This is a genomic window from Thermoanaerobacter sp. YS13 (genome assembly GCF_000806225.2).
In the GTDB taxonomy this organism is placed as follows: Bacteria; Bacillota; Thermoanaerobacteria; order Thermoanaerobacterales; family Thermoanaerobacteraceae; genus Thermoanaerobacter; species Thermoanaerobacter uzonensis.
The window spans coordinates 178,370-192,121 of sequence record NZ_JOOI01000001.1 but is presented as its reverse complement, the minus strand read 5'-3'; the positions used below and the strand labels follow the sequence as shown (position 1 = coordinate 192,121).

The 13,752-nt window shown below is 32.0% G+C and carries 12 protein-coding genes; 5 read left to right on the top strand and 7 right to left on the bottom strand.

Translation table 11 applies throughout. The features are described from left to right. Window positions 1–5: 5 nt before the first annotated feature. The 6 genes from THYS13_RS00875 to THYS13_RS00850 all read right to left on the bottom strand — a co-directional run bounded on the left by THYS13_RS00875 (window position 6) and on the right by THYS13_RS00850 (window position 6,711). Window positions 6–1,040 carry a nicotinate phosphoribosyltransferase gene (locus THYS13_RS00875; RefSeq protein ID WP_042832734.1) on the bottom strand — a complete coding sequence of 345 codons (1,035 nt, stop codon included), beginning with the start codon at window positions 1,038–1,040 and terminating at the stop codon, window positions 6–8. A gap of 74 nt (window positions 1,041–1,114) precedes the next feature. Then, window positions 1,115–1,675 carry a lytic transglycosylase domain-containing protein gene (locus THYS13_RS00870; RefSeq protein ID WP_042832733.1) on the bottom strand — a complete coding sequence of 187 codons (561 nt, stop codon included), beginning with the start codon at window positions 1,673–1,675 and terminating at the stop codon, window positions 1,115–1,117. Between the two features lie 23 nt (window positions 1,676–1,698). Then, on the bottom strand, window positions 1,699–2,295 hold the full coding sequence (coaE, locus tag THYS13_RS00865; RefSeq protein WP_042832732.1) for a dephospho-CoA kinase: 597 nt from the start codon (window positions 2,293–2,295) through the stop codon (window positions 1,699–1,701). An 11-nt stretch (window positions 2,296–2,306) separates the two neighbouring features. After that, complete coding sequence (polA, locus tag THYS13_RS00860; protein ID WP_042832731.1) at window positions 2,307–4,925, bottom strand: DNA polymerase I; 2,619 nt, start codon at window positions 4,923–4,925, stop codon at window positions 2,307–2,309. 65 nt (window positions 4,926–4,990) lie between these two features. After that, window positions 4,991–6,139: a DUF4349 domain-containing protein gene (locus THYS13_RS00855; RefSeq protein ID WP_042832729.1), complete on the bottom strand. Its 1,149-nt coding sequence runs from the start codon at window positions 6,137–6,139 to the stop codon at window positions 4,991–4,993. Beyond that, the gene (locus THYS13_RS00850) at window positions 6,136–6,711 is read right to left on the bottom strand and encodes an RNA polymerase sigma factor (protein ID WP_042832728.1); all 576 of its coding nucleotides are present in this window, start codon (window positions 6,709–6,711) and stop codon (window positions 6,136–6,138) included. Before THYS13_RS00850 ends, THYS13_RS00855 begins: the two co-directional genes overlap by 4 nt. Before the next feature lie 206 nt (window positions 6,712–6,917). Between THYS13_RS00850 and THYS13_RS00845 the strand changes: the two genes are divergently transcribed. The 4 genes from THYS13_RS00845 (at window position 6,918) to THYS13_RS00830 (ending at window position 11,627) form a co-directional block, all read left to right on the top strand. After that, window positions 6,918–8,657 carry a sensor histidine kinase gene (locus THYS13_RS00845; protein ID WP_042832727.1) on the top strand — a complete coding sequence of 580 codons (1,740 nt, stop codon included), beginning with the start codon at window positions 6,918–6,920 and terminating at the stop codon, window positions 8,655–8,657. Further along, complete coding sequence (locus THYS13_RS00840; RefSeq protein ID WP_042832726.1) at window positions 8,629–9,393, top strand: LytTR family DNA-binding domain-containing protein; 765 nt, start codon at window positions 8,629–8,631, stop codon at window positions 9,391–9,393. Before THYS13_RS00845 ends, THYS13_RS00840 begins: the two co-directional genes overlap by 29 nt. A gap of 131 nt (window positions 9,394–9,524) precedes the next feature. Then, window positions 9,525–11,321, top strand: a complete 1,797-nt coding sequence (locus THYS13_RS00835) for a carbon starvation protein A (protein ID WP_042832725.1) — start codon at window positions 9,525–9,527, stop codon at window positions 11,319–11,321. 12 nt (window positions 11,322–11,333) lie between these two features. Then, on the top strand, window positions 11,334–11,627 hold the full coding sequence (locus THYS13_RS00830; RefSeq protein ID WP_042832724.1) for a CC/Se motif family (seleno)protein: 294 nt from the start codon (window positions 11,334–11,336) through the stop codon (window positions 11,625–11,627). A 15-nt stretch (window positions 11,628–11,642) separates the two neighbouring features. Here the strand turns inward: THYS13_RS00830 and THYS13_RS00825 are convergent, their stop codons facing one another. Next, window positions 11,643–12,170 (bottom strand): hypothetical protein, encoded by a 528-nt coding sequence (locus THYS13_RS00825; protein ID WP_042832723.1) that lies wholly within the window; start codon window positions 12,168–12,170, stop codon window positions 11,643–11,645. Between the two features lie 115 nt (window positions 12,171–12,285). On the opposite strand from THYS13_RS00825, the gene THYS13_RS00820 reads away from it, so the two are divergent. Further along, entirely contained in the window at window positions 12,286–13,605 is a 1,320-nt protein-coding gene (locus THYS13_RS00820; protein ID WP_042832722.1) for an amino acid permease, read from the top strand. The last annotated feature ends 147 nt before the right edge of the window (window positions 13,606–13,752 follow it).

Genomic DNA, 13,752 nt, shown 5'->3' with positions numbered 1-13,752 from the left:
GAAAACTATTTTATCTTTTTCAGCTTTTTATTTTCTATAATACCAGGAATTCTCCCTCTTTTAGCAATAGGTACTCCTTCCACTTCTTTTATATCCATTGTCATGTCAATAGGCTGAGCATCAGATATGTAACTTCCTACTCCAAAAGCATCTGCCCCACTTTCAGAAAGTTCTGCAATTCTTTCCGGATTCAAACCTCCAGAAACTATAATTTTTACATTTGTAAATCCTTTTTGATTTAATCTTTGCCTTAGTTCATACACTAAACTAGGTGTAACTCCTCCTCTTTCTGATGGAGTATCAAGTCTTATTCCGTATAACCTATCCCCTAAAAATTCAGCAACCCTCAACGCCTCTTCCACTTCGTCTTTAAAAGTATCAACTAAAATGGTTATCTTCTCATCAGGTGGAGTTATATCTCTGTAAGCTTTTGCCACTTCTAATGTATCTCCTGCAATCAAAAATGCAGCATGAGGCACTGTCCCTCTAGGGTCTTTCCCCATTAATTTTGCACCTAAAACACAACTCGCATCATCTGCCCCTCCAACGAGTGCCGCCCTTTCCATCACAGGTGCCACAGCTGGATGTACATGTCTCGCTCCAAAACATAGTATTGGTTTGTCTTTTGCAACTTCTTTAAGCTCTCTTGCTGCTGTTGCCCAACCAGAAGAACTTGCAAGAATTCCTAATATTGCCGTCTCATAAATTCCAAATTCACTATAAGGTCCTTTTATCCTCATTACTGTATCTTTAGCTTCAAAAGTGTCTCCTTCTTCCAAAGACCATACTTCCACATTTTTGTCTTTAAGTAAACTCATTACTTCTGGTAACCCTGCAAAAACTCCTCTTTTTCTTGGAAATATCTCCGCTGTGACTATTTTATCTTGTACACCAAGATATGATAAAATATCCTGGGTTCTTAAAAAATATACATCTGTAGTCCATGCATTTTTTATTTCTTCATGAGTAGCTGAGAAAAACTCCCTATCTTTTTCGATTTTTACTTCATTTAAGTCTTTTAAATGCTTTAACAGTTTCATTTGTGTCCTCCCTTTTTATTTTCTTTTTAACGATACTATTATACCAATTTTTCAACTTTTTTTGTATATTCATATCAACTTTTAGTTTCATATATAAATTTATATATCTGATAAACTGCTAACACTTTTTTTATATATCTATTTGTCTCAGGATAAGGAACAGCATGTAGCTGTTTCCCATCTTTGGAAAATCTCTTGTCCTTAAGCCATGCATCTACATTTCCACTACCTCCGTTATAAGCTGCTATAGCTAACTGTATATTTCCATTAAAAGTTTTAAGAAGATAGCTCAAATACCATGTCCCCATCTGAATATTGTATTTAGGCTCAAAAAGCATATCATCGTCGTAGTTTTTTATACCTACTTTTTTAGCAATCCATCTTCCAGTATCTGGTAAAATTTGCATTAATCCTATAGCATTTTTGCTAGAAATTGCCTCACTTTTAAAATTACTTTCTACTTTTATTACAGCAAAAATAAGATATGGGTCTACGTCATACTCTTTTGCGTAATAAACTACATAATTCTGGTATTTAAGAGGATAAATTTTTTTTAAAAAATAATGAGTATTTAACTCGTAAGTAAATAAAAGACCTACTAATATCAAAAATATTACCGCAACTTTTTTCCTCAAAATAACTCCTCCGATATTATGATTTATGTTACAAATCTTCCCCAAAATAGTGTAACTTGTTTTTCCATAGCTTTAAAATCTTTGCTATTGTTTATTATAAAATCTGCATACTTCATCTTTTCATCCAGAGGCATTTGACTTTTTATGCGGTTTATTGCATCTTTATAAGAAAGCTTATCCCTTTCCATAATCCTCTTTATTTGAGTTTTTGAATCTACTACTACTAGCCAAACCTCATCTACCATTTTATAAAGTTTCATTTCAATTAAAAGAGCTGCATCTAATACAATTGCCTTTTGCTGATTTTTTTTTCTTTCTTCTTCTATTTTTTCTTTTATCCGCTCTATTATTATAGGATGAGTAATTTCATTTAATTTTTTAAGCTTCCTTCTGTCAGCAAACACAATATTACCCAATTTTTTTCTGTCAATTTCTCCGTCTTCCTTTAAAATTTCTTTTCCAAAATATTCTACAATTTTATTATATGCTTCTGATCCTTTTACCATTATTTCTCTCGATACAATATCTGCATCAATAACCACAGCACCCATCTTCTTTAAAAGCTTAGAAACAGTGCTTTTTCCTGATGCAATACCGCCAGTAAGTCCAATTACTTGCATTTTTGTACACCTCACTTGGCTAAAAACCAATTGGGTCCTACTCCGATTTCCACTACAAGAGGGACTTTTAATTGTACTACATTTTCCATATTATTTTTGAGTATCTTTTTTACGATTTCTACTTCATCTTTATAAGTATCCACTACAAGCTCGTCATGAACTTGTAATATAAGCTTAGACTTAAGTTTTAATTTTTTTAAATCGTTGTATACTTTAACCATTGCCATTTTTATTATATCAGCCGCACTTCCCTGTATTGGAGCATTCATTGCTAACCTCTCACCCTGCGACCTTTGAGTAAAATTTTTTGAGTTTATCTCAGGAATATATCTTCTTCTGTTCATTATTGTAGTCACATAGCCATTTTCTTTTGCAAATCGCACTATTTTTTCAATGTACTCTTTTACTCCTTTATATTTTTCAAAATAGTTATTTATGTATTCTTTTGCCTCTTTTCTTGATATTTTAAGGTCTCGAGAAAGCCCGTAATCGCTAATGCCATATATTATACCAAAGTTTACGGCTTTTGCTGCTCTTCTCATTTCTGGTGTAACTTTCTCCATTGGGACTTTAAAAACCTCCGAAGCTGTCCTTAAATGTATATCTTCATTATTCATAAAAGACTCTATTAGCTTCTCATCCCCCGAAACATGTGCTAAAACCCTCAGTTCAATCTGAGAATAATCAGCTGAGACAATATACCCATCTTTAGTCCGCGGAATAAAAGCTCTTCTAATTTGTCTTCCAAACTCTTCTCTTATAGGTATATTTTGTAGATTTGGTTCGGTACTGCTTATTCTACCTGTAGCAGTAACCATTTGCTTAAAATTAGAATGTACTCTATTGTTTTCATCCATGAGAGGCAAAAATCCATCTATATAAGTAGATTTAAGTTTTGTAAGTTGCCTATACTCTATTATATCACTGACAACATCATTATAAGGAACTAATTGCTCTAAAACTTCAGAATCTGTAGAATACCCTGTTTTTGTTTTCTTTATTACTGGTAAATTTAATTTTTCAAACAAAAATTCACTCAATTGCTTAGGAGAATTTACATTAAATTGATATCCTGCTTCTTTATAAATTTTATCTAGTATTTCTGCTATTCTATCATCTATCTTTTGTGAAAGCTCTTTTAGAACTTCTTTATCCAATGTAAAACCACTTACTTCCATTGATTTTAAAACTTCTACAAGAGGCATTTCTATTTCCAATAAAAGTTTTTTCATGTCCATTTCTTCAATAAAATTCATCAACTTTTCTCTTAAATCAAATAGATGTACACATCTACTGCAAATGTTATCTGCAAGTATATCTTCCCCTATTTCTTCAAGCTTCTTTTTATCCCTACCTTTGCCAAATACCTCTTCATAAGATGGAACATCCACCTTTAAATATTTTTTCAGCACGCGGTCCAAATCATAGTTAGACTCAGAAGGATTTAAAAGATAAGCCATTATAGCAGTATCTATGTACTTGCTTTTACACTCTATTCCTTTATAAGAGAGTTTAACTAAAAAATCTTTTATTTCGTGGGTTGTAAATTCAAACTCTTCTTTTGCAAAAATCTCTTTTAAATCTTCTATTTGAAAAACATCAATATAAACAGTATCCTCTCCAAAAGAAAAAGCTATTTTCTTTATTTCCCCTTCATAAATTAGTGGATAAAAAGCAATATTTCTGCTGTCTTGCAATAAAGTTATTAACTTTCTTATATCTACTTTTGACCATTTTTGAACTTTATGATTATTTACAATCTCTACGTTATTTTTTTTCTTTATGTTATCAATCAAACTAAAGAATTCTAATTTATTAAAAAGCTCCAAAAGCTTCTCCTCATTAAAATCTTTTACTCTATATTCCTCAAAATCTATCTCAATAGGAATGTCTCTTTTTATAGTTGCAAGTCTTTTACTCATTACAGCTAATTCTTTATTATTTTCTATATTTTCCTTTATCTTACCTTTGAGTTGAGAAAGATTTTGAAGCAAATTTTCAACACTGCCAAATTCTTTTAAAAGTTTAATCGCTGTTTTTTCTCCTATATTAGGTATCCCTGGGATATTATCAGATTTATCCCCCATTAACCCTTTTAAATCAATAAATTGCTGAGGAGTTATTTCATATCTTTCTAAAACAGCCTTTTTGTCAAACTCTTCCATTTGAGTTATACCCTTTTTAGAAATCTTAACTTTCACTTTATCTGAAACTAATTGAAGCGCATCCCTATCTCCTGTAACTACAAGCACTTCCATTCCTTTTTCCTCTGCCAACTTTGAAATAGTACCTATGATGTCATCGGCTTCGTAACCTTCTAATTCTAAAGTCTTTATATTAAAGCCATCTATAATTTCTTTTAAAAGACCTACTTGTTCTGCTAGTTCCTCAGGCATCGCTTGTCTTGTAGCTTTATAGTCTTGATACTCTTTGTGTCTAAAAGTAGGAGCTTTTTTGTCAAAAGCTATAGCTATGTAATCAGGTTTTTCCTCTTCAATAAGTTTTATAAGCATCATAGTAAAGCCATATAAGGCATTTGTATGTAATCCTTCACTTGTAGTAAGCATTGGCAAGGCATAATAGGCTCTGTACATGAGGCTACTCCCGTCAATTACTAAAAATTTAGACATTAAATCACTCCCATTTTTATTTCTTTGTATTTTAATATACCGCAAAAAAAAGAAGATGTAAATTGTCATCTTCTTTTTTTGAAATAGATATACACTTTATACCCAATAAAAGCCAGTGCACCATAAGGTAAAACTATTACCAATATTATTATCAGCTTCTTTATAAAAAATATTAAAAAATTTACATTATTTATAAAAGCTAGTTTCATATCTCTACCGATTCCCTTAAAAGAAACTAGAGTCGTAGGTTGCTCAACCTTGGAAACCTCTTTTATTGAAAGATTTATGGTTCCTAGACTCGTAAGATTTTCCCATACTTTTAACTGTTCTTTCATTGATTCTATTTCGCTTCTTATCCTGTTTATTTCGGATTCTACTTCAAGCATTTCCTTGACTGTAGAAGCCTTATTCATAATGTCTTGAAGTTTTTGTTCCTCTATTTCTAAGTTTTTTAGCCTTGCTTTTAAATCATAATACTGCTCTGTAACGTCTTTACTATCTATTCTTAAAGCTGTTACTTTACCAAATTCTTTAATCTGAGAAATCACACTTTCAAATTTATCTTCCCGCACCTTCAAAACAAGATTTATCCTTTTGGTATCATCGGTAAATACGGTTTCATCAGAACTTTCAATAAAGCCTTCTGCTTCTTTTACCAATTTAAACACTTTATCATAACATACGTTAACATCTTCTACTTCTAAGGAGACGGTTGCATTTTTTGTAATTTTCCTTGAAGTTCCTGCTAGCAATCCTCTTTGACCAGTGATTGAAAACATATTAACTTCATTATTAATTCCTTCCTTTTTAGACAAATCAGCACTTTGAGTCATTTTGATATTGTTTAAAGGAGCACTCGATTCTATTCGTGAAGATTTATCAAATTTAAAAATATTTACTACAAATACTGTCATAAGTATGAAAGAAGCTGCAATAACTGCTACTGTTAACGTCTTTTTTACCCTTTCTTTTTTCTTCTCTAAAATATTTTTCTGGTAAACCAATTTTTCGTGTATTTTTTTATTGAAATCTTCAGGTAGTTCTAAAGGAGGCATATTTTTTAAACTTTCTATTATATTTTTCTCCAGTTGATATTCTTTTCTGCAACTTTCACAGCTTTCTATGTGTTTTTCTAATTCTTCCTTTTGTGCTACATCCAATTCACCATCTATATATCGGGGTATAAGTTGAAGTGCCTTTTTGCAATCCATCATACTTGCCTCCTTTCGTCTAATGATAAAAATTCTGGCAAAGACTTTATTCTCTCTTTAAGCAGATTCCTGGCTCGCCACAAGCGAGACTTTACAGTGCCTAAGTTCAAATTCATTATTTTGGATATTTCTTCATAGTTTAAACCTTCTATATCTCTTAAAATCAAAACCACTTTATAGTCTAGAGGAAGTTTGTTTATTTCTTTCATTACAATTTCCGCAGTTAATTTTTTATCTACCACCTCTTCAGGAGTTTCAAAATCTTTTACTTCATTTTCAAATTCTTCTATCTCTCTAAAATTACTTCTTTCCACATTTCTTTTTCTTAAATAATCCATAGCACAGTTTATAGCAATTCTATAAAGCCAAGTTCTGAAACTGCTATTCCCTTTAAATTTTTTTATATTTAAATACGCTTTAAGTAACGTCTCCTGAGTGAGGTCTAATGCTTCTTCTTTATCAAAAATAATTCTTAATATCACGTTGTATATGTACTTTTGATGCTCACTTGCGAGAATTTCAAAAGCCTCCACCTCTCCAGCTTTTGCCCTTTCCAACAACTCCTCCTGTCCCACTTTCTAACCTCCCTTTCATTCAATTTAGACGTAAAAAAAATAAAACTTGTTCCCAAATATTAAGATGCAATATATGGAAAATATGTGTTGCAGGAAAAAAGTTATTTCTGTAGAATAAATATAATTGAGATATATATTAATAATACGACATGCTGATTACTTTATCCTTCTAATTTAGAAAATTTTTGATAATGGAGTGAACAAATATGTATGAGCTTCTGATAATACTTGCAGAAAGGTTTAGTATAATAGCTCTTCTAGCTTTTGTGCTTTCTAAGGCAGAATTTTTCAAAAAAATAATCTATAACAGTCGCGTTACAAAAAAAGACCTTCTTTTGACCATGGTCATCTTTGGGGTAATAGGTATTGCAGGAACTTACGTCGGTGTACCTATAAAAGACGCTATTGCAAACTCAAGAGTGGTAGGTCCAATGGTAGCAGGCTTAATAGGAGGCCCTTTAGTAGGTTTAGGTGCAGGTTTAATAGCAGGAGTTCACAGATTTTTCTTAGGTGGTTTTACAGCGATATCTTGCGGTATATCCACCATTTTAGAAGGATTTTCTGGTGGACTTATAAGAAAATATTATAAAGGGGAACATGTCCCTTGGGAATTAGCATTTGTGGCGGGATTCATAGGTGAAGCTGTGCAAATGTTAATTATTTTAGCAACTGCCAAACCTTTTTCTCAAGCTTTAGATTTAGTAGATATTGTAGGATTACCTATGATGATAGTAAATGCAACAGGTATTGCTGTATTTATGGTAATAATCAAATCCGTATTCGATGAAAAGGAACAAATTTCTGCCGTGCAAGCTAAAATAGCACTTGATATAGCTTCTAAAACATTACCCTATTTAAGAAAAGGATTAAATGAAGAATCGGCACAGAAAACAGCAGAAATAATTTTAGCATGTACAAATGTATCTGCCGTAGCTATAACAAATCGCAAAAAAATTTTAGCTCACGTAGGTATTGCTTCAGATCATCACAAAGTCGGAATGCCACTACTCACCCATGCGACGAAAGAAACTATAAAAACTGGAGAAATTCGAATAGCCAAATCTAAAGATGAAATAGGATGTCTTTATGAAGATTGTCCTTTATCATCGGCAGTAATTGTACCTCTTTTTAAATATGATAAATTAGTAGGTACGTTAAAACTTTACAAAGGCGGAAATAAATCAAGAAACAATGTCATATCAAATACTGAAATTGAACTTGCTAAAGGATTGGGACATTTAATATCTTATCAACTTGAAATTGCCGATGCAGAATACCAAAGAAAATTGGCCACTGAAGCAAAACTAGAGGCTCTTCAAGCCCAAATTAATCCCCATTTTTTATTTAATGCCTTAAATACTGTTATATCTTTTATAAGAACAAAGCCTGACAAAGCACGAGAACTTTTAATTAATTTAAGTGAATATTTTAGACATAATTTAAAAAATGTGGGTAAATATGTAACTATTGAACAAGAACTAAATAACATAAATGCTTACTTATATATAGAAAAAGCTCGTTTTGGAGATAAATTAAATGTAGAACAGGATATTGACAAAAGTGTATTGTCTTATTATATGCCCTCTTTTATCCTTCAACCAATAGTTGAAAACGCTGTAAAACACGGTATTATTCCAAAAGGAGAAGGTGGAAACATTAAAATAAAAATAAAAGACGAAGAAAATTACATCAACTTTTGTGTAGAAGATAATGGAATAGGAATAAATAAAAAAGAACAAGAAAATCTTTTAAAAGAAGGGTTTGGTAAAGGAGTAGGAATCGGCCTTTACAATGTAAATGAAAGGCTTACTACTATATTTTGCAAAGATTGTTCTTTAATGGTTGAAAGTAAAGAAAATATTGGCACAAAAGTTTCGTTTAAAATACCTAAAACTTACTTAAAAAAGGATGATGTATATGAAAAAATTGAAAGCATTAATTATTGAAGATGAACAACCAGCAAGAGATGAACTTAAATATCTTCTTAGTGAGTATGAAGATATAGAAATCGTAGGAGAAGCAGATAACGGTGTAACTGGATTAAAACTGATAGAAGAATTAAAACCTGATGTAGTATTTATCGATATAAATATACCAAAAATAAATGGATGTGATGTAGCAAAGCACATTTCTTCCTTTGGAAAATTGCCTTATGTAGTTTTCATAACAGCCTATGATATGCATGCATTAGAAGCTTTTGAAATTGGCGCTCTTGATTATCTATTAAAACCAATAAGTCAACACAGGTTGTATAAAACATTGGAAAGAATCAAATCTTTTAAAGATATAAAATTAACGAAACAACCCTCTTCCTCTTTAGAACTTGAAAATAAAAAATTTGGGAAATTAGCAGTTGAAAAAAATGGAAGAATAAAGCTTATTAATTTAGATGAAATAATTTTTGCAGAAGCTTATGAAGGAGACGTAATGGTTAAAACCAAAAGTGATAATTTTATATATAAGGGAACTATAAAAAGTCTTGAAGAAAAACTCAAAGAAAAAGGTTTTTTCAGAATTCAAAAAAGTTATATTGTCAACCTTAACAAAATAATTGAAATACTTCCTTGGTTTAAAGGTACTTACTGGGTAGTAATGGATGATGATAAAAAAAAGCAAATACCTGTAAGCAAATCCCAAATAAAAGAATTAAAAATTTTACTAGGATTAGACAAAAACATATAATTTTGTATTTTCTTTTCGTCCTAATATATTTCTTAACATCCTTTATTTTTTTCTTTTCATTTTAAATCGAGTGAAATCGTTTTAAAATTATGTTAAAGTTATAGTGAAATCTATTACATGGAGGGATGTTAATGAATGGCTTGACGCTTGTAATCATTGCACTCAGCATCTATGCTCTTGCATACCGTTTTTATGGAGCATGGATCGGAGCAAAAATACTGGTATTTGACGAAAATAGAACAACTCCTGCTTACAAACTTGAAAATGGTTATGACTACGTGCCAACAAACAAATGGGTTTTATTCGGGCACCATTTTGCAGCAATAGCAGGAGCAGGACCTCTTGTAGGACCGGTACTTGCAGCACAGTTTGGATATCTTCCAGGGGCACTTTGGATTTTGATCGGAGCAGTTTTAGCAGGAGCAGTTCACGACATGGTAATACTATTCGCATCAGTCAGGTATGACGGCTCTTCTATTATAGACATTGCAAGAAAAGAAGTAGGTAAAGTATCAGGTATTGCAACTGCTATAGCTGTTCTTTTCATATTAATCCTGGCAATGGCAGGACTTGCACTAGTTGTTGTAAACGCTTTATACAACAGTCCATGGGGTACTTTCACAGTAGCAGCCACAATTTTAATAGCGATGTATATGGGAATACACATGAAGTATATAAGAAAAGATGATATAGTAGGAGCAACAATAATAGGTGTTATACTGTTAGTATTATCTGTTATAGCAGGACCTTATATTGAAAAGACAACACTAGGAAATTTCCTCACATTCAATGCTAAGCAAATGACTGTACTTTTAGCATCATATGGATTTGCCGCCGCAGTACTTCCAGTATGGCTACTGCTTGTTCCAAGAGATTATCTTAGTACCTATCTTAAATTAGGTGTGATGGTTCTTCTGGCAATAGGTGTTATAGTTGTAAACCCTGAAATAAGAATGCCTGCAGTTACACAGTACGTAGCTGGAGGAGGCCCTATAATCCCAGGAAAAGTGTGGCCTTATGTTTTTATAACAATCGCTTGTGGTGCAATTTCAGGTTTTCATTCATTAGTATCCTCCGGTACCACACCTAAGATGATTAAAAATGAAAAAGATATACTACCTGTTGCCTATGGAGCAATGCTAGCAGAGGGCTTTGTAGCAATGATGGCTTTAATAGCTGCAACAAGCTTAATTCCTGCTGATTATTTTGCCATAAATGTTCCCCCTCAACTATTTGGAAAGCTGGGATTACATCCAGTAGAACTTCAACATCTTTCTCAGATGGTAGGAGAAAATGTGGCTGGAAGACCCGGTGGTGGAGTCACATTGGCAGTAGGTATGACTTATATATTTGAAAAAATACCATGGATTGCTCACTTGACTTCTTACATGTACCACTTTATAATACTTTTTGAAGCTCTGTTCATACTGACCACGATAGACGCAGGAACAAGAGTAGGAAGATATCTCTTGCAGGAAGCAGGCGCTTTAGTATATAAACCTATTGCAGATAGAAACTGGTGGCCAGGAATAATTTTAACAAGTTTTCTCATTTCATTTTCATGGGGTTATCTAGTATATGGAGGAAGTGTATCAACAATATGGCCTATATTTGGAGCTTCTAACCAACTACTAGCAGCTATAGCTTTAGCTTTAGGAACAACAGTTATAATCAAAAAAGGCAAAGCTCAATACGCATGGATAACATTTGTTCCATTTCTCTTTGTAGCAGCAACTACGTTATATGCTACCTATTTAAATATAGCTAATATTTACCTACCAAAAGGAAACTGGGTACTGGTTATTCTTGCAGCATCTATAATGCTTCTTGCTATCACAATAATAGTGGATTCCTTCATTAAATGGTACAAGTGGGTGTTGGCCGACAAACTTACAAAAGAGCAAATCGAGGCGAGTCTCTTCAACTAACGTGGAAACGGGGTGTTTTATTTGAAAATTACACCTGCTGCAAAAGAATATATACTCAAAAAAGGTGGCAATATATATATTAAATATCATGATATTCAAAATTGCTGTATAGAACTTAATCTCACCCCAGAAATATTTATTGGTATTCCAAAAAATGAAGAAAAATACTATATTGTAGGTGTTGACAAAATTAATGTATATGTAGACAAAATAATATATGAAAGAGAATTGGAAAATCTAATAATCGAACTTAAAAGTATTTTGGGCATAAAATATCTTGCAATCAATGGATGGAAAGTAATTTAAAGCAGAGAAATTGCCTTATTGAGGCATTTTCTCTGCTTTCTTATTTAACTCTTTTATAAATTCCTCTCTTTTTTCTACAGAAAAAATAGCAGTGTCCACCCATCTTTTTAAAAAGAATAAATAATATACTCGAACTTTCTTTTTTAATTCTATCTTAACAAGACTTCTTTTAGCAAAAGCCATATAACAAGTATTTTTCAAAATGCGCATTCCCCCTAAAGGAATGTGTTTTTCGTTATACTCTGAAATCACAGATATATCGCTATATCTTATATGCATAAATCCTAAAATTCCAAATCTCAATATCAACCGGTCTTCATTTAATTCGTGAAAAGAATTAGCCAAAGATAGCAAAAATCCCGAAAATACCATCACTAAAAAAACATATAAAAACCACTCAACCAAAGTATCAAGTATATGAATCCTTTTTTCGTTTATATCAATAAAAACATCAAAAAAACTCACTAAAAGCACTGTGCAAATCAATAATATCAAAAAATATAAGAGCACCCTTTCTTTTTTTGTGAAAGTCTTGTATTTCATGCAGCACCTCCTTCAACTTATAATATTGAATTTTACTATAGAATAATTAAATTTGCAATAATAAGCTAACACTAATTTGCCAATAATAATACTAACAATTTGCGGAGGTGTAAATATGGAAAAAGGTGAACTATCTGTCAACGAATTAGTTCTTATTGGCGTTGGAGGAATTTTGGGAGCAGGATTTTTCTTAGCCAGTGGCATTGCAATTCATACTGCTGGCCCTATTATCATACTTAATTACATTGTATCAGCTTTTATCATGTCACAAGTTTTTTATGCACTGTCACAAATGATTACTTATAAACCGGTAGAGGGGACTTTTAGAGTATACGCAGAAGAAGTTTTGGGAGATATTGGAGGTTTTTTAAGCGGCTGGGTGTACTGGACAGCAGGAGTTTTCATCATGTCCAGTGAAGTCACCGCCTCAGCTATATTTACTAAATATTGGTTTCCAAAAACACCCCTTTGGATTTTTGTACTTCTTTATTCTATACTAGTTATAGGTATCAATTTAATGGGGACTAAAAACTTTGGAGAAATTGAATCCTGGTTTTCTACCATAAAGATAGTATCTTTATTTATTATAGTCATAGTAGGAATTCTTACAATAATGGGCTTTTTTGCAAATACTCCTACTATAGGAATTAAAAATCTTTATGCTCATGGAGGATTTGCACCTCACGGTATAAAAGGATTTTTAGGTGCAATGCTCATGTCACTAATCCCCTTTGGCGGTGTAGAAGTTGTAGCAATGTCAGCAGTAAAAACAAAAAATCCTCAAAAATATACTCCAATAGCTCGTAAATATATAGTCTTATTTCTTACAATATTATACATTTCCTCAATAACCCTATTACTAATGATAATACCATGGGACACCATATCCATTAACGAAAGCCCCTTTATAAAACTTTTGTCCTCTACCAAAATTCACTTTATAGCTTCAATAATGAATTTTGTAATACTTACTGCAGCTTTAACTACAATGAATGGCGCAATGTATGCCGTAACACAAGTTCTCTACTCTTTGGGGCAAGGCAGGTTTGCTCCAACTTTTTTAACAAAAAAAACAAAAAAAGATGTACCAATATATGCTCTTGCCTTAAGTAGTTTTGGGCTTTTCATAGCAGTTATTCTTTCTTACATACTACCAAAGGACGTCTACGAGTACATAACAAGCGCTACAGGATTTGTACAATTTTTCAACTGGATAATAATACTCTACACATTTATAAAATACAAACCTGTCATGGGAAATACCTCATCTTCAAAAAAAGAATGGTTTACAATAATGCTGATAGGGATAGTATTGTCTTCCACATTGTTAACACCAAAACAATCTGTTGGATTTGTCGGAGGAATTATAATACTCCTAATAATCTTCTTTTTATATTATATAATTAAAAAACTTAATCTTTTTGACGTATGGTAAAAGTAGTAATAATTTGTCATGTTTTTTGAAACTTTGTCATTCCTGTTACGTCTATAATATAGAAATCAAAAATAATTAAAATAAGCCTCAAAAGTAAAATTAATTCCTCTAAATGTTACAAATTTGTAACATAAAATTAATTAATTA